14 protein-coding genes are annotated in these 17,158 nt (G+C 64.3%); 4 read left to right on the forward strand and 10 right to left on the reverse strand.

What is annotated here, in order from left to right:
* Positions 1 to 2: 2 nt before the first annotated feature.
* Genes gspG through APH36_RS02900 form a run of 6 tightly spaced genes read right to left on the reverse strand, consistent with a single transcriptional unit; the run spans position 3 to position 6,929 of the window.
* Complete coding sequence (gene gspG, locus APH36_RS02875; RefSeq protein WP_016713017.1) at positions 3 to 437, reverse strand: type II secretion system major pseudopilin GspG; 435 nt, start codon at positions 435 to 437, stop codon at positions 3 to 5.
* 17 nt (positions 438 to 454) lie between these two features.
* Positions 455 to 1,657: a type II secretion system inner membrane protein GspF gene (gene gspF / locus APH36_RS02880; RefSeq protein ID WP_060497410.1), complete on the reverse strand. Its 1,203-nt coding sequence runs from the start codon at positions 1,655 to 1,657 to the stop codon at positions 455 to 457.
* A gap of 3 nt (positions 1,658 to 1,660) precedes the next feature.
* Entirely contained in the window at positions 1,661 to 3,109 is a 1,449-nt protein-coding gene (locus APH36_RS02885) for a GspE/PulE family protein (protein ID WP_060497411.1), read from the reverse strand.
* The gene (gspD, locus tag APH36_RS02890; RefSeq protein WP_156867974.1) at positions 3,109 to 4,863 is read right to left on the reverse strand and encodes a type II secretion system secretin GspD; all 1,755 of its coding nucleotides are present in this window, start codon (positions 4,861 to 4,863) and stop codon (positions 3,109 to 3,111) included. The genes APH36_RS02885 and gspD overlap by 1 nt, the downstream gene beginning before the upstream one ends.
* A 3-nt stretch (positions 4,864 to 4,866) precedes the next feature.
* On the reverse strand, positions 4,867 to 5,292 hold the full coding sequence (locus APH36_RS02895; protein ID WP_016713021.1) for a pilus assembly protein PilZ: 426 nt from the start codon (positions 5,290 to 5,292) through the stop codon (positions 4,867 to 4,869).
* On the reverse strand, positions 5,289 to 6,929 hold the full coding sequence (locus APH36_RS02900; RefSeq protein WP_060497413.1) for a hypothetical protein: 1,641 nt from the start codon (positions 6,927 to 6,929) through the stop codon (positions 5,289 to 5,291). Before APH36_RS02900 ends, APH36_RS02895 begins: the two co-directional genes overlap by 4 nt.
* A 224-nt stretch (positions 6,930 to 7,153) precedes the next feature.
* Here APH36_RS02900 and APH36_RS02905 point away from each other — a divergent pair, with 224 nt between their 5' ends.
* Positions 7,154 to 9,229 carry a PhoX family phosphatase gene (locus APH36_RS02905; protein ID WP_060497414.1) on the forward strand — a complete coding sequence of 692 codons (2,076 nt, stop codon included), beginning with the start codon at positions 7,154 to 7,156 and terminating at the stop codon, positions 9,227 to 9,229.
* A gap of 219 nt (positions 9,230 to 9,448) precedes the next feature.
* On the opposite strand, the gene APH36_RS33095 is transcribed toward APH36_RS02905, so the two are convergent.
* Together APH36_RS33095 and gspK are read right to left on the reverse strand one after the other, a co-directional pair.
* Complete coding sequence (locus APH36_RS33095) at positions 9,449 to 10,231, reverse strand: RHS repeat-associated core domain-containing protein (protein ID WP_374754773.1); 783 nt, start codon at positions 10,229 to 10,231, stop codon at positions 9,449 to 9,451.
* Positions 10,232 to 10,418: 187 nt separating this feature from the next.
* Complete coding sequence (gspK, locus tag APH36_RS02910) at positions 10,419 to 11,384, reverse strand: type II secretion system minor pseudopilin GspK (protein WP_060497415.1); 966 nt, start codon at positions 11,382 to 11,384, stop codon at positions 10,419 to 10,421.
* A 145-nt stretch (positions 11,385 to 11,529) separates the two neighbouring features.
* Here gspK and tatA point away from each other — a divergent pair, with 145 nt between their 5' ends.
* From tatA to tatC, 3 genes are read left to right on the forward strand one after another with little or no spacing between them, the layout of a single operon-like run.
* Positions 11,530 to 11,763: a twin-arginine translocase TatA/TatE family subunit gene (tatA, locus tag APH36_RS02915; protein WP_025753757.1), complete on the forward strand. Its 234-nt coding sequence runs from the start codon at positions 11,530 to 11,532 to the stop codon at positions 11,761 to 11,763.
* Positions 11,763 to 12,053: a Sec-independent protein translocase protein TatB gene (gene tatB / locus APH36_RS02920; protein ID WP_060497416.1), complete on the forward strand. Its 291-nt coding sequence runs from the start codon at positions 11,763 to 11,765 to the stop codon at positions 12,051 to 12,053. The genes tatA and tatB overlap by 1 nt, the downstream gene beginning before the upstream one ends.
* The gene (gene tatC / locus APH36_RS02925; RefSeq protein ID WP_019098097.1) at positions 12,050 to 12,811 is read left to right on the forward strand and encodes a twin-arginine translocase subunit TatC; all 762 of its coding nucleotides are present in this window, start codon (positions 12,050 to 12,052) and stop codon (positions 12,809 to 12,811) included. The genes tatB and tatC overlap by 4 nt, the downstream gene beginning before the upstream one ends.
* Positions 12,812 to 12,852: 41 nt before the next feature.
* Here the strand turns inward: tatC and APH36_RS02930 are convergent, their stop codons facing one another.
* Together APH36_RS02930 and purL are read right to left on the reverse strand one after the other, a co-directional pair.
* The gene (locus APH36_RS02930; protein ID WP_019098096.1) at positions 12,853 to 13,164 is read right to left on the reverse strand and encodes an NIF3 1; all 312 of its coding nucleotides are present in this window, start codon (positions 13,162 to 13,164) and stop codon (positions 12,853 to 12,855) included.
* 3 nt (positions 13,165 to 13,167) lie between these two features.
* Complete coding sequence (gene purL, locus APH36_RS02935; protein WP_060497417.1) at positions 13,168 to 17,067, reverse strand: phosphoribosylformylglycinamidine synthase; 3,900 nt, start codon at positions 17,065 to 17,067, stop codon at positions 13,168 to 13,170.
* Positions 17,068 to 17,158: the final 91 nt, after the last annotated feature.

The raw sequence follows: 17,158 nt of genomic DNA on the forward strand, positions 1-17,158 counted from the left end.
CTTTACAGTTCCCAGTTACCCAGGTCGGCATCCTGGCCTTCACCGCCCGGCAGGCCGTCCGCACCCAGCGAGTAAACATCCACCCGACCATGCTCACCGGGCATGCGGTACTGGTACGGAGTGCCCCACGGGTCTTCTGGCAGGCGGCGCACATAACCGTCACTTCGCCAGGCCCGTGGCAGTGGTTCCTGGCTCGGCTTTTTCACCAGGGCGGCCAGACCCTGCTCGCTGCTGGGGAAGCGCAGGTTGTCCAGCCGGTACATGTCCAGCGCCTGCTCCAAGGTGGCCAGGTCGGCCATCACTTTCTGTTTCATGGCCTTGTCCTGGTTGCCCAGCACGCTGGGCGCGACCACGGCGATGAGCAGGCCGATGATGAAGATCACCACCATGATTTCCATGAGGGTGAAACCGCGCTGGCGGTTGCGTCGATGCAGCATGGCAAAGCTCCTTGTCGTCACAGTTGCAGGCCCTGGTTGAGTTGCATGATCGGCAACAGCACCGCCAGCACGATGAACAGCACCACGGCGCCCATCACCAGGATCATCAGGGGTTCGAACAGCGCCATGGCGGTATCCACCTGGCGGGCAAAGCCGCGCTCCTGGTCGTCGGCCACGCGTTCGAGCATGTCGGCCAGGGTGCCGCTGGCCTCGCCGCTGCCGACCATGTTCACCAGTAGCGGCGGGAATTGCTGGCTGGCATCCAGCGCTCGGTGCAGGCTGGTACCGCCCTGCACTTGCTGGCGCACCTGCTCCATGGCCAGCCGGATGCGCCGGTTGCCGACGGTTTCGGTGGCCACTTGCAAGGCTTCGAGCAAGGCCACGCCACTGCCACTGAGAATCGCCAGGCTTCGCGCCAGGCGGGCGCTTTCCAGCACCTGCAGCAGGCTGCCGATGCGCGGCAGGCGCAGCAGCAACTGGTCGCGGCGCAAGCACCAATGCGGCTTGCGCAGCAACCAGCCGCCGAGCACGCCAAGCACCAACGCCCCCCCCAACAACCACGGCCCGGCGTGTACCAGCCCCTGGCTCAGGCCGATCAGCAGCGAGGTGATCAGCGGCAGGCTTTGCCCTGCGTGGGCGAATTGTTCGGTGAGTTTGGGCACGACGAAGGTCATCAGGCCGACGACCACGGCAAGTGACACGCCCATCAATACGGTGGGGTAGATCAGCGCAGTACGGGCTTTATGTTGCTGGCGCTGTACCTGCTCCAGGTGGTCGGCCAACCGTGTAAGCACCTGTGCCAGGCGCCCGGAACGCTCGCCGGCCTCGACCAGTGCGCAATACAAACCCGTGAACGGCGCCCCCTGGCGCGCCAGGCTGCGGGCCAGGCCCAGGCCTTCGGCGAGCGACCCACGCAGGGCCACCAGCACACTGTGCAGGGCCGGCTGGCGCAGTTGGCGTTCAAGGGTAGCCAGCGCGTCGACCAAGGGGATGCCAGCCCCGATAAGGGTCGCCAGCTGGCGGGTCAGTTCACAGAGCTGGGCACGGCTTAAACGCTGGCGCCTGGCTTGCCGGGCTCCGGCTTCCTGGCGCTGCAACTGGCGGGCGAACAGACCCTTCTCGCGCAACAACTGGCGTGCATGGCGCTCGCTGTCGGCTTGCAGGCTGGCCTTGTGCGCTTTGCCGGCGAGGTCGACGGCCTGGTAGCGATACGTCGGCATGCCTTAGCCCTGCACCACACGCAGCACTTCGGCCAGGCTGGTCTCGCCACGCGCCAGGCAATCACTGGCCATCGCCACCAGGCTCTGGCGGCGCTCGGCCAGGTAATCCTGCATGGCCAGTTCACTGGCGCCGTCGTAGAGCAGACCGATCAAACCGGCATCCAGCTCGATGAATTCGTACAGGCCCAGGCGCCCGACATAACCGCTGCCCTGGCACTGTTCGCAGCCCACCGCGTGGTAGCTGCTGCCCAGTGCCGCCAGTTCTGGCCACAGCTCACGCTCGGCAGGTTGCAGCGGGTACGACACGGCGCAACGGCACAAGCGCCGTACCAGGCGCTGGGCCAGCACACCACGCAGGCAGGAGGCGATCAGGAACGGCTCGATGCCCATGTCACGCAGACGGGTTACCGCCCCCACGGCGCTGTTGGTGTGCAGGGTGGACAGCACCAGATGGCCGGTAAGGCTGGCCTGTACCGCGATCTGCGCGGTTTCCTGGTCGCGGATTTCACCGAGCATGATCACGTCCGGGTCCTGGCGCAGGATGGCGCGCAGGCCACTGGCAAACGTCAGCCCGGCACGCGGGTTGATGGCTGTCTGGCCAATGCCGGCGATGGCATATTCGACGGGGTCCTCGACCGTGAGGATATTGCGGCTGCCGTCGTTGAGGCTATTGAGGCTGGCGTACAGGGTGGTGGTCTTGCCCGAGCCGGTCGGGCCAGTGGACAGCACGATGCCGTTGGGGCGCGCCAGGCAACTGCGCAGGCCCTGTAACACGGCGGGCGGCATGCCCAGGTTATCCAGCGCCAGCAGGCTGGCCTGCTTGTCGAGCACGCGCAAGACTACCCGCTCGCCATGAATGCCGGGCAAGGTCGAAACCCGCACATCCACTTCACGGCCTGCTGCACGCAAGGTGATACGGCCGTCCTGGGGCTGGCGTTTTTCGGCGATGTCCAGACGCGCCATGACCTTGATCCGTGATACCAGCATGGCCGACAGCGCTCGCGGTGGGCGCAACACTTCGCGCAGGTGCCCATCGACCCGCAGGCGCACCACCAGGCTCTGCTCGAAGGTTTCGATATGGATGTCCGAGGCGCGCAGGCGCAGGGCCTGGCCGAACAGGCCATTGATAAGGCGGATGACCGGGGCTTCGTCATCGCTTTCCAGCAGGTCTTCGATGCGCGGCATCTCGCTCATCAGGCTGTCCAGGTCGACCTGGTCACCGATGCCTTCGATCAGCGCTTCAGTGGCGGCATCACCCACCTCATACAACTGGCCCAGGCGCTCGTCGAACACGGCGGGTTCCAGATATTCCAGCGCACTGGGCTGGCCATGTACACGCAGCAGCTCCTGCAACTGGGCGCTGTCGGCATCGCGCCGTAGCCACAGCTGCCAGCCCTCCGCCGCCGGGGCCATGGCCACCCCGCTTTGCCGTGCCTGGCGATACGGCAGCATCACCAGTCACCGCCTTCCAGGCGCGCCCGGCTGGCGGGGAATACCTGCAACAAAGGGGTGCCCTCGGCCAAGTCCGGCAGTTGCAGCGGCGTGGTCTGCTGCAAGGTGCGGTACTTGTCTTCGCTAAGCCCGGCCAGGCTCGGCCCGTCCCGCAAGATGCGCGGGCGGATGAACACCATCAGGTTCTGCTTGGTGTTCTTGGTGGCGTCGGAGCGAAACAGCCGGCCCAGGTAAGGGATGTCACCAAGCAGCGGCACGCGCTGGTTGCTGGTACTCAGTTCGTCGCTGATCAGGCCGCCGAGGATCACCAGGCCGTTGTCCTCGACCATGACCTTGGTCTTGATCTCGCGCTTGTTGGTGATCACATCGCTGGCCGCGCTGGACTCGGCGATCGATGACACCTCCTGGACAATGTCCAGGCGCACGCTGTTGTCGACGTTGATCTGCGGCTTGATGCGCAGCTTTACCCCGACCTCTTTACGTTCGATGGTCTGGTACGGGTTGGCGTTGTTCTGTGTGACCGAACCGGTGACAAAGGGCACCTCCTGGCCGACCAGGATGGAGGCCTCGGCGTTGTCCAGGGTGAGCAAAGTAGGTGTAGACAGCAGGTTGAAACCACTCTTGCCCTTTAGCGCATTGACCAGCATGGCGAAGTTGAAACCGCCGCCGAAATGGCCAATGCCCGCCGTGGCGCCGGTAGTGGCGGACAACAAGTCACCAAGCGCCTCGTTGTCGCCACTGGCAGCCGCCCCGGCGATGTTGGCGATGTTCACCCCGTTGCTGCCGAAGTTGACAATGCCGGCGCCGAACTTTTCGTCGGCAAACAGCCATTGCACGCCCAGCTCCTGGGCGCTGCTATCGGACACCTCTGCGATGATCGCCTCTACCACCACCTGGGCACGGCGAATGTCCAACTGCTCGACGATGGCGCGGTAGGCAGCCAGTTCGCTGTCGGGGCCGACCATCACCACAGCGTTGGTGCCTTCTTCGTATTCAAGGCGAATGCCCGGGCCACCACTGGTAGCCACCACGGGCCTGTCCTTGCCCTCACCTTCGCCCGCACCTTCTGCCGGCACCGCACCTTCCTGGCTGAGCCCGCGCAGTACCTTGACCACTTCACCGGCATTGGCATGGCGCAGGTAGATCACCTGGGTGCTGCCATTGCTTGGCGCCTCTTGCGGGCGGTCGAGCTGGCGCAGCAGGCTACCGATGCGGTCGAGGTTGCTGCGCCAGTCGGTAACCACCAACTGGTGCGCTGCCGGGTACGGGGTGATCACCCCAACGCGTGGGTCGATCAGGGGTTTGAGGATGCCCAGCACCTGTTCGTTGGCGGCGTTGCGCACATTGAATACGCGGGTAGCCACGCTGTCGCTACCTTCGCCTTGCTGCCCGCCCGCCTCCACCGGCACCGGTTCCAGGCGCGCGGCCTGGTCGGGGACGATCTTCACGCTGCCGTTGGGCAGGTCGACGGTGGCGTAGCCCTGGGCGCGCAACTGCGCGAGGAAGATGTCGTAGATGGCATCGGCGTCGTGCAGGTCGACGGTGCGCACAGTGACTTTGCCCTTTACCCGGGGGTCGACGATGAACGTGGTACCGGTAATGCGCGACACGCTGTCGATGAACTCGCCCAGTTCGGTGTCGACGAAGTTCACCTCGTACATTGGCGTACCGTTGTCATCGAACACCGGCTCTTCGGCGCAGGCCAGGGACAGCACCAGGCTCAGCGCAGCCGCCACGCAGTATCTAACAGGCATCGTTCATCCTTGCCGCTTGAAGCCGGTCACGGCGGGGCGTGGCGGCCAGGGCAGGCGTTCGCGCCGCCCCTGGTTGTTGAAAATCAGGCCATCACTGTCGATGTCCTGCAGCACGATCCCCGGCGCCAGGCGTTGGCCACGCGCCAGCGTGCGTACTTGCTCGCCGTAGCGCAGCACCACCACGCTGGAGGCCAGTGGCTCTGCCTTCAGGCCCCCGAGGTATTGCAGTGGCAGGCGGGTAATGGCGATTGCACCGTCGTCGATGGGCGCCTGCCAGTGACCGACCATCAGGCCAGGCAACGGACCGACAGCCACCGCAGGTGCTGTCGCCGGTTGTGGCTGGCGGCTCAGTTGCAGCACGCACTGGGCGGCCAGCCAGCCTGCCAAGGTCAGGCCTGCGCCCGAGAGCAGGCGCGAAGCGAACGTCACGAAGCCAACTGCCGTGGGTGCCAGCCCGGGTGCCCCTGCACATAGCGCACGTCTGGCCATTGCAACGGCACCAGTTGCCAGCCGGGTGCCTGACGGGCGAGCCAGGCTTCAACCCGCTGCCACAGGGGCTCACCCGCCTGGCTTTCAAACTGCAGGCCAAAGGTGCGGCACAGGCCCTGCACCGGCTCCAGCCCTGTGATGCGCTTGCCTTGCGGGCTGTAGCTGACCCCCCAGGCCTGGCTCTGCCAGCGTGGCAGGTCTTGGCTGTTGTCCAGCAGTAGCGGGTCGCCGAACAGTTGCTCTGCGGCGTTTTCCAGTACTTGCTCCACCTGCCGGGCCGGCGCTTCGACCACCGGGGCCGGGTAGCCACCGGTCAGGCTGATCAGGTGTTCGCGGGTGATGGGGGCCCCCGCGGGCAGCGGGTAGTCATAGCGCAGGCCCGGCAGCAGCACGGGCATGCTGCTGTCATCGGCCAACGCTTGATGCAGCAAGCGGTCCCAGCTGCCACCACGGGTGTCGCGGCGCCACAAAGCCTGTGGCGCAAGGGCCAGCGGTTGGTCGAGCCAGGCCGCATGGCCGGCGCGTTGCTGGCGCAAGGTAGCCTGCAGTTGCCCCACCCGCAGTTGCGCGGCGGGTGACAGTTGCTGTTCGAACGCCGGGAAGAAACGCCCATCGAATTGCCATGCGCCAGCCACTCGCAGACAACGCAGGCGGAAGGCACCGCTGCCCCGGCAACCGGCGAACAGCACCGGCACGCGCCGGCCACTGGCCTGGGTGACCTCGACCGGCGCCGGCCACAGGTCCTGGCCACGGGCGCACAACAACACGTCGATTTGCGGCACCCGCTCGGCCAGCCACAAGCCAGGGCCTGTGCCTATGTCGGCCATGGCCACCACCAGGTCGGCTTCGCGCCGGGCTTGCTCGAACACGGGTTGTAATGATTGGTACCACAGTTTCAGGGAGGCTTTCTGGTCCTGGGCGTAAGGGTCGGTCACGCCGACCACGGCAATGCGGGCACCGCCGCGCTCGAAGACGTGCAAGGCCTCCAGCCCCAGTGCCTGACGTTGCGCGTCCGCCAGCCCGGCGCCCAAGGTAATGGCGCTAGCCTGGCGATACAGCCCATGGCTACGCTGCGGCCACAGCACGCGTTCATCGCTGCTGACACGCACCTCACTGCCCAGCAGCTGGCTGCCTTGAACGCCGCTCTCACCTTGAGTCAGGTAGGCTAGGCCACTGCCATTCCAGCCTTGGCCGTTTTCCAGGGTCAGGCTATTACCTGCTCCGGCCTCCGCTCGCAGTTGCTCCAGCAACGCCGCCAGCACGGCAAAACCGCCCAGGTGGGCTGCACTTGCCTGGCTGGCATCAAGCAACGGCGCCAGTTGCGGGTAGGCCAGGCTGGCGCTGCTGCCGGTCATCCAAGGCGCGCGGCCCAGGTGGCTGACCGGCCCCAGGCGAGTCGCCGGCACCACCGCCTGGCCGGGTTGGCGGGCATCGAGGGTATCGGCCACGTACAGCAGGTCGAGGTGGGCGTTACCGCCCTGTTGTGCCGGGAAAGCAGAACAGGCGCCGAGCAGCGGGGCCATGGCCCCGACACCCATCCAGCTGATCACTTCGCGCCTGTGCATGCTGCTTGCCATCGAACCCGCCATCCTTATCCATGTTCATTCAGGGCTCCGGATGTTGCGGCGTTGGCATGACAGTTTGATGGCAGAATTCCGACAGTCATTCCAAATTGATCTGTCAGCGAATGTTCTAAGAGCGGACCGTTTTAAAACCCCGTTAACATTTCTGCCAATGAATCATCATATTTGCGCACTACAGTCGCGGTTTCCTCTAACTCAGCCAACATAAGGACACCCTGATGAGTCGAGATACCGGCGACAACCTGGACCGGAACCAAAGCGGCAACCTGCCGATGGCCAACGTCATGGACGCCTACCTCAGCCGCCGCAGCGTGATGCGCGGCAGCCTGGGCGCCGCCATCGCCATGATCGCCGGTACCGGCCTGACAGGCTGCTTCGACGGTGGTGGTTCCGATCACGATGATCCGGTCACCGAGCCACCGGTGACCGAGCCGCCTGTTACCGAACCAGAGGTACCGAAACTGGCGCTGGGCTTCCAGTCCATCCCGGGCTCGCGCACCGACGCCTGCGTGGTGGCCGCCGGCTACAGCGCCTATGTGCTGGCGCCGTGGGGTACGCCCATCAACAGCAACGGCAACCCGTGGAAGTCTGACGGCAGCAACACCTCGACCGACCAGGCCAATGCCATGGGCATGCACCATGACGGCATGCACTTCTTCCCCATCAACGGCAGCTCGGAAGATGGCTTGCTGGCGATCAACTTCGAATACATCGACACCGCCGCCCTGCACCCGGCCGGCCCCACCACCGATGTGAACGGCAAGCGTCCGGTCGAAGAAGTGCGTAAGGAAATCAACGCCCACGGGGCTGGCGTGGTGCGCCTGCAGAAAGTCAGCGGACGCTGGCAGGTGGTCGACAACGACCCGCTGAACCGCCGCTTCACCACCGCCTCGCGCATGGAAATCACCGGCCCGCTGCGCGGTACCGACCACGTCAAGACCAAGTATTCCACCGCCGGCACCCATTGCCGTGGCACCAACAATAACTGCGGCAACGGCTACACCCCGTGGGGCACCTACTTGACCTGTGAAGAGAACTGGCCAGGCATTTTCGTCAACAAGGGCACCCGCCCCGAAGACCAGCGCCGCATTGGCGTGGGCACCTCCAGCGGCCAGTACAAATGGGAAACCGCAGCTGGCGACAGCACTGAGGTGGCCGACGAATTTGCCCGCTTCGACGTCACCGTCAAAGGCGCCAGCGCCACCGACGACTACCGCAACGAAGCCAGCACCTACGGCTACATCGTCGAAATCGACCCATACAACAGCAGCACCCTGGCCACCAAGCGCACCGCACTGGGCCGCTTCCGCCACGAGGGCTGCGCCCCAGGCCTGCCGGTCGCCGGCAAGCCACTGGTGTGGTACATGGGTGACGACTCGAACAACGAGTACCTGTACAAGTGGGTGTCCACCGCCGTGTGGGACGCCGCCGACGCCACCCCGGCCGACCGCCTGGCCACCGGTGCCAAGTACCTTGACCAGGGCAAGCTCTACGTGGCCCGCTTCAATGCCGACGGCACCGGCGTATGGCTGCTGCTGGATGTGAACACCGCTACCACTAACGGCAGCACCCTGGGTGCGCTGTATGGTGACTTGCCAGGCATCATCCTCAACACCCGTGGCGCCGGCGATGCCGTGGGCGCAACGCCGATGGACCGCCCGGAATGGACCACGGTCAACCCGCTGAACGGCGATGTATACCTGACCCTGACCAACAACAGCGCGCGTACCCCGGAAAAGGTCGATGCGGCCAACCCGCGCGGCCCGAACCGCCATGGCCACATCATTCGCTGGCACGACAGCGACGACCAGTTGAGCTTCACTTGGGACATCTTCGTGTTCGGCGCCAACGCAGCCGGTACTGCCGATATCAACCGTTCCGGCCTGACCGAACTGAACCAGTTCGCCAGCCCCGACGGCATGAGCTTCGATAGCCGTGGCGTGCTGTGGTTCGAGACTGACAACGGTGAAAGCACCCTCACTGATTACACCAACGACCAGCTGCTGGCAGTGATCCCCACCGACCTGGTAGACGCCAGCGGCAAGCAGGTGCCGGTGAACGCGCAGAACCAGGTGGACCTGCGCCGCTTCTTCGTTGGGCCGAATGAATGTGAGGTGACCGGGATTACCTTTACGCCGGACAACAAGACGCTGTTCGTGAACATTCAGCACCCGGGGAACTGGCCATATACCGACAAGGCGACCGACGCTACGCCGGCTGGGACTACGGTACGGCCGCGGGCTTCGACGGTGGTGATTCAGCGTATTGATGGCGGGGAGATCGGGACTGCCTGATCGACCTGTGCACGGGGGCCGCTTTGCGGCCCTTTCGCGACACAAGGCCGCTCCTACAGGGGGTACGCGATCTCTTGTAGGAGCGGCCTTGTGCCGCGAATGGGCTGCACAGCAGCCCCGGCAACCTCAAGCCCTACCAAGCCATCGGCTCGCGGCTGCGCACCCGCACCTGCTGCGCCGGCACCCGGGAAACTGCCCAATCACCGACCAACCATTTCTTCAGAAGTGGAACCAGCTGAGTGCGTCAACACCAAGTCGACTGCGGATTTGGTCTGCGTGCGCTCTGATATTGGACATGTCTCGCTCATAACTCAGACGTAGTTCGGTGCCTTCTGCCAAATATGAAAGATTCTGACTAAAGTTTTGCTCGTGCCGATTCATGTCAATAAGTTGCTGATACAGAGACTCTGCCTGAGCGAGGTCAAGTGGCTGTAGTCCCGCAGCTTCATGGCGGGGCGGAGTTCGAGCCCCGTTGGCCAATGGCAGCTGTTGAGCTGTACTACCCGCTGGTGCAAGACGGTTAGCCAGATACACTGTACCCTGCTGAGCCATAGGGTTTCTCAGTGTTTGCCTAACAGGTTGTGTTGGCATATGGGCTTGTGTTTGTTGCCGCTGTTGTAGTCTGGCACGCAGTGCCTCCACACGCTGTTCTGCAGTCTGCCGCTGAGCCCTTTGTGCCCCTGCCCTTCGTGATTGCTGCAATAGCTTTTGCGGTACTTTACGCAGACCACTTAGATCCGCGTGACCACTTGGATCCAGCCCCATGACTGGATCTCCTGAGCAGTAGCTATAAGCATTTGGCCCGCCAGCACCAAAAGGACTCCAGCCATCAGGTGAAAGAAATCGCCTCAGGGCTGGGCTGTAAGCCCGATAACCATTGCCTAGCAGGTAGGTGCCGGAGCGGCAGTCTTCTCGCTCACCATTGTAGCCAAGCATGAATGCCGAGCTAGCTTGGTTTTGGTGGTGCCCGTAAGGGCAATAGGCACGCAGAGCTACTGACACAGGGTTTTGCCTCGCAAGACGGTGAGCTGAAGTTTTGGTCTTTCCGAGGCCAGGCGCAACTAGCAAGATTATCAGTACACGCTGCTGGTTTCAGCTCACGATCACAGGTTCTGAATACCGTGCAATTCCTGAATGTGACTGGCTTGCCAGCGAATGGGCTGCACAGCAGCCCCGGCAACCTCAAGCCCTACCAAGCCATCGGCTCGCGGCTGCGCACCCGCACCTGCTGCGCCGGCACCCGGGCATGCCATTGCACCACCCCCAACGCCTCCACCTGGAATTCGCTGCGTATCGCCCGCCCCTCTTCCTCGAACGACAACTGCAACAGGAAATACCCGCTGTTCAGCAGCAACCCTTCGCTCAGCCGTTCGAACGTTTCGTCATCCACCGCTCCCAACGCCTGACGCAAGGCACCTGCATCCACATACCCCGACGCCGGCCGCCCGCTGATGATGCGGCTGAGCAACGAGCGCGAATAGCGCCCTTCGTACAACGCCTCAAGCAGCGGCAAATGCTCCAGCCCAAGCGCATTGGCGTTCAGGCGCCAGCCGGTCACCTGCGGCAAGGCGCACAGCATCGGGTAGCGGCTCTGCCGGCTGGCGTCCGGCTCCAGCAGCAGGTTCAGTTCGCTGGTGTCGAGCATCGGCTGGTTGGCCGCCAGGCGCGGTGGTTGCTGGCGCAGGTACTGGGTACTTTCGGCGCCTTGCAGACGGGTGTCGCTGTCAGCGTCGAGCCAGTCGGCCAGCGCATCGACCAGACGCTCTGCCGCCATGTCGTCGCCTAGCAAATAGCGCAACTGACGCTCGGCTCGCTCGCCATCAGCACCTAGCAACGCATTGACGTTAAAACAGGTGTGCTGATCACGCACCCGCAACTGCGCCTGCCCGGCGCCAAAGTCATAGTTCAACGGCTGCCCACGCAGGGCCTGCCAGAACAACGGGCTGAGCCGCCAGGTGGGGTCGCGCAGGGCTTGCTTGGCGTAGGCCAGGCCGGCCTGCTCCATGGCCCGCGCCTGTACCCGCTGATGCAGCAGGCGCACCTCATCCACTTGGCGCCGGCCGTCTTCCACCAGCCAGGCCATACCCGCCGCCAACATTGCCAGCACCACCATCACCATCAACAGGGCCGCCCCCTGCTGTTGCCTGCCACCCATCCGTGCGTGCCTCGCTCGCAGAATAAAGACGCCAGTCAACACGCGGCGTGTTGCAGGTAGATGGCAATGCCCGTCCGTCATGTGTACGTCATCTACACGAGGCAGGATTAGCCTTCCTTTTCATGACCTTACAGGAGTGGTCGCAATGGGTGGCATTGGAATCTGGCAACTGGTGATCGTACTGCTGATCGTATTCCTGCTGTTTGGCACCAAGCGCCTCAAGGGCCTGGGCAGCGATGTGGGTGAGGCGATCCAGGGGTTTCGCAAATCCATGGGCGGTGACAACGATGTCAATGCCGCTGGCCAGGCACAAGTACAGCAGCAGGCGCCGCTGAACGGCCAGGCCACTCAGCAGCCTCAAGCGGATCGTCAGGCCTGATGTTCGAGGTAGGCTTCAGCGAGGTGCTGTTGGTCGGCATTGTCGCGTTGCTGGTGCTGGGCCCGGAACGCCTGCCGGTAGCGGCGCGTACCCTGGGGCGCGGGCTGGGCCAGGCGCGCCGGGCCATGCACGCCTTACGCACGCAGGTAGAACGCGAAATCGACATGCCGAACCTCGACAGCGCCCCATTACAGCGCCTGGAGCAGGAGATCCGCCAAGGCATAAGCCTGAACGCGGAGCCGGCCAATGATGCAGCCACGGTCGCCCAGCCCAAGGAAAACGCCTCATGAGTATTGCCATGGACCCGGCGGCCAGCATGCCGTTGACCGAACACCTGCGCGACCTGCGCAAACGCCTGGTGCGTTGCCTGGCACTGGTGGCATTGGTGTTCGCCGGCCTGTTCCCCTTTGCGCAAACGCTGTACACGCTCATTTCCGAACCACTGCGGCGCTTTTTGCCAGAAGGCGCGAGCATGATCGCTACCAGCGTCACCTCGCCGTTTCTGACACCGTTCAAACTGACCGCGATGTGTGCGCTGTTCGTGGCCATGCCGCTGCTGCTGCACCAGGCTTGGGGCTTTCTGGCGCCGGGGCTGTACCGCCGTGAACGGCGCATTGCCCTGCCGCTGCTGGTGTCGAGCATCGTGCTGTTCTATGCCGGCATGGCCTTCGCGTTCTTCCTGGTGTTTCCGATGATGTTCGGCTTTTTTGCCAGCGTGACGCCGGACGGCGTGGCGATGATGACCGACATCAGCCAGTACCTGGACTTTATCCTGGCGCTGTTCCTGGCGTTCGGGCTGGCGTTCGAGATCCCGGTGGCGACGTTCATCGTGGTCTGGGTGGGGTTGGCCGATGTGGCCACGTTGCGGCGCAGCAGGCCCTACGTGATTGTCGGGTGCTTTGTGGTGGGGATGATATTGACGCCGCCGGATGTGTTTTCGCAGACGATGCTGGCGGTGCCGATGTGGGTGTTGTTCGAGGTGGGGTTGCTGGCTTGTGGCTGGTTGAAGCGGCCGGTGCCTGGCAAGGACATTGTGGCTGGCGTGTAGGGCCTATTCGCGGGCGTGCCCGCGAATGGCCTTGATGCGGTCTAGAACTCGGCGAGCCGCCAGGCTTCATAGGCTGGCGTCTCGTACGGGTGGCTCTGCTTGAGCGCAGCGACGACCTGAGATATCAGATCGTCAGTCACCACCAGCTCCACCTTCCACTCTTCCACCACCTCGACCTGGCCGGCTTGCCCGAGGAACGGCTGACTGCCGTCCAGCGGGCGGAACTGGCCCTGGCCGAGGGTTTGCCAAGCGCAGTGGTCATAGTCACCGATGCGCCCGCCACCGGCGGCGAACACGGCGGCCTTGACCACTTCGACATGGCTGTCGGGGACGAAAAAGGCGAGCTTGTACACGCCTTAGTTCACCCACACCCGTGCGTTGCGGAACATACGCATCAGCGCGGCATCTTCCTGCCACTCGTCCGGGCGCCACGAGTTCTGCACGGCGCGGAACATACGCTCCGGGTGCGGCATCATGATGGTCACACGGCCGTCGCGGCTGGTGAGGCCGGTGATACCACGCGGCGAGCCGTTCGGGTTGGCCGGGTAGGCTTCGGTGACCTTGCCGTGGTTGTCGACGTAGCGCAGGGCCACGCAACCGGACACGTCGGCTTCCAGCAGTGCCGCTTCGTTGGCGAACTCGGCGTGGCCTTCGCCGTGGGCGATGGCGATCGGCATGCGCGAACCGGCCATGCCCTGCAGGAAGATCGAGTTGGACTTCTGCACCTCGACCATGGCCACACGCGCTTCGAACTGCTCCGAGCGGTTACGCACGAAGTGCGGCCAGTACTCGGTGCCCGGGATCAGCTCGTGCAGGTTGGACATCATCTGGCAACCGTTGCACACGCCCAGGGCGAAGCTGTCGGTACGCTCGAAGAAGGCCTGGAAGGCGTCACGGGCACGGGCGTTGAACAGCGCCGACTTGGCCCAGCCTTCGCCGGCACCCAGTACGTCACCGTACGAGAAACCACCGCAGGCGACCAGGCCCTTGAAGGCTTCGAAGTCGACACGGCCAGCGAGGATGTCGCTCATGTGCACGTCGATCGCGGCGAAGCCGGCACGGTCGAAGGCTGCGGCCATCTCGACCTGGCCGTTGACACCCTGCTCGCGCAGGATGGCCACTTGCGGGCGCACGCCCTTCTTGATGTACGGTGCGGCGATGTCGTCGTTGACGTCGAAGCCCAGCTTCACCGACAGGCCCGGGTTGTCTTCCTCGAGCAGCAGGTCGAATTCCTGGTCCGCGCAGTCGGCGTTGTCGCGCAGGCGCTGGATCTGGTAGCTGGTTTCAGCCCACTGGCGCTGCAGCATGCGGCGGTCATCGTCGAACAGCACTTCGCCGTTCAGGCTGATGGACACTTCACCGTTGTTGACCGGCTTGCCGATCACCGCGACGCAACCTTCGCCCAGGCCAGCGGCGCTGAACTGTGCCAGTACGTCAGGGGTAGCATCCTGGCGAACCTGGATGACTGCGCCCAGCTCTTCGTTGAAGAGGATGGCTGGCACGTCGCCCTTGCTGTCGGTCAGCGGGTCGAGGTGCAGGTCGAGGCCGCAGTGGCCGGCGAAGGCCATTTCCAGCACGGTGGTGACCAGGCCGCCATCGGAACGGTCGTGGTAGGCCAGCAGGTGGCCGTCGGCGTTCAAGCCCTGGATCACGGCGAAGAAGGCCTTGAGGTCTTCAGCATCGTCGACGTCCGGTGCCTGGGCAGCGATCTTGCCGTAGGTCTGGGCCAGGATCGAGGCGCCCATGCGGTTCTTGCCACGGCCCAGGTCGATCAGGATCAGGTCGGTCTCGCCCTTGTCCATGCGCAGTTGCGGAGTCAGGGTTTTACGGATGTCGGTGACCGGGGCGAAGCCGGTGATGATCAGCGACATTGGCGAGGTAACGCTCTTCTCGCCGCCCTCATCGCTCCATTTGGTCTTCATCGACATCGAGTCTTTGCCGACCGGAATGGTGATACCCAGCTCCGGGCACAGCTCCATGCCGACAGCCTTGACGGTGTCGTACAGGCGGGCGTCTTCACCCGGGTGGCCGGCGGCGGACATCCAGTTGGCCGACAGCTTGATGTCGGACAGCTTCTCGATGCGCGAAGCGGCCAGGTTGGTCAGGGTTTCGCCGATGGCCATGCGGCCGGACGCCGGGGCATCCAGCAGCGCCAGCGGAGTACGCTCACCCATGGCCATGGCTTCACCGGTGTAGACGTCGAAGCTGGTGGCGGTAACGGCGCAGTCGGCCACCGGTACCTGCCACGGGCCGACCATCTGGTCGCGGGCAACCAGGCCGGTGATGGTGCGGTCGCCGATGGTGATCAGGAAGCTCTTGCTGGCCACGGCCGGGTGGCTAAGAACGCGCTGGACGGCGTTGTCCAGGTCCAGCTTGCTCGGGTCGAAGTCATCGCCCAGCTCGGCTTCACGGGTAACCGAACGGTGCATGCGTGGGGGCTTGCCCAGCAGCACGTCCAGCGGCATGTCCACCGGGGTGTTGCCGAAGTGGCTGTCGCTGACGGTCAGGTGTTGCTCTTCAGTCGCTTCACCCACTACGGCGAACGGGCAGCGTTCGCGCTCGCAGATGGCCTTGAAGCGCTCGAAATCGACGGCGCTGACGGCCAGCACGTAACGCTCCTGCGATTCGTTGCTCCAGATTTCGTGCGGGGCCATGCCCGGCTCGTCGTTGGGCACGTTACGCAGTTCGAAGCGGCCGCCACGGCCACCGTCGTTGACCAGCTCAGGGAAGGCGTTGGAGATACCGCCGGCGCCAACGTCGTGGATGAAGGCGATCGGGTTGGCGTCGCCCAACTGCCAGCAGCGGTCGATGACTTCCTGGCAACGGCGCTCCATTTCAGGGTTTTCGCGCTGTACCGAGGCGAAGTCCAGGTCTGCCGAGCTGGCACCGGTCGCCACCGACGAAGCGGCGCCGCCGCCCAGGCCAATCAGCATGGCCGGGCCGCCGAGCACGATCAGCTTGGCGCCGACGGTGATCTCACCCTTCTGCACGTGGTCTTCACGGATGTTGCCCATACCACCGGCGAGCATGATCGGCTTGTGGTAACCGCGCACTTCTTCGCCGTGCGGGGTGTTGATGGCCTGCTCGAAGGTACGGAAGTAACCGGTCAGGGCCGGGCGACCGAATTCGTTGTTGAACGCCGCGCCACCCAGAGGGCCTTCGATCATGATGTCGAGGGCGTCGACGATGCGCTCAGGCTTGCCGTAAGCCTGCTCCCATGGCTGCTCGAAGCCCGGAATGCGCAGATTGGACACGGTGAAGCCGGTGAGGCCAGCCTTGGGCTTGGCGCCACGGCCGGTAGCACCTTCGTCGCGGATTTCGCCGCCGGAGCCGGTGGAGGCACCAGAGAACGGGGCGATGGCGGTCGGGTGGTTGTGGGTTTCCACCTTCATCAGGATGTGCACCGGCTCCTGCACCGCGCCGTACTGGCGGGTTTCAGGGTTCGGGAAGAAACGGCCAGCCACGTTACCGACGATGACCGAGGCGTTGTCCTTGTAGGCGGACAGCACGCCTTCGTTGTGCATCTGGTAGGTGTTCTTGATCATGCCGAACAGGCTCTTTTCCTGAGCCTGGCCGTCAATGTCCCAACTGGCGTTGAAGATTTTGTGGCGGCAGTGCTCGGAGTTGGCCTGGGCGAACATCATCAGTTCGATGTCGTTCGGGTTGCGCTTGAGGCCCTGGAAGGCATTGACCAGGTAGTCGATCTCGTCTTCGGCCAGGGCCAGGCCCAGGTCGATGTTGGCCTTGGCCAGGGCGTCGCGGCCACCGGCCAGGATGTCGACCGAGGTCATCGGCTTGGGCTGGGCGTGGCTGAACATGTCGGCCGCCTGCTCCAGCTGAGCCAGCACCCGCTGGGTCATGCGGTCGTGCAGCTCGGCGGCGATCAAGGCAGCATCAGCATCGCTCAGGGTGCCGGCCACGTAGTAAGCGATGCCGCGCTCCAGGCGCTGGATCGACTGCAGGCCGCAGTTGTGGGCGATGTCGCTGGCCTTGCTGGCCCAAGGCGAAATGGTGCCCAGGCGCGGTACGACCAGGAACAGGCGACCGGTCGGCTCCTGTACCGGCACGCTCGGGCCGTACTTGAGCAGACGGCCCAGCACCTGCTGCTGGTCGGCGGTCAGCTCGCCGTCGACATCGGCGAAATGGGCAAATTCGGCATACAAACCAGTAACAGCGGGGACTTTCTGGCTCAGTTGCTCGAGTAATTTACCGTGGCGAAAGGCAGAAAGGGCAGGAGCGCCGCGCAGGATCAACATCGTCGGGACAGCCTCAGGAAGGGGTGTGCTTAGAGGCCGTGCATTCTAGCCTAATTCGATGGCTTTCGGCACCCGCTCTACGCCACGGCTG

This window comes from Pseudomonas sp. NBRC 111133 (assembly GCF_001320605.1).
Lineage (GTDB): Bacteria > Pseudomonadota > Gammaproteobacteria > Pseudomonadales > Pseudomonadaceae > Aquipseudomonas > Aquipseudomonas monteilii.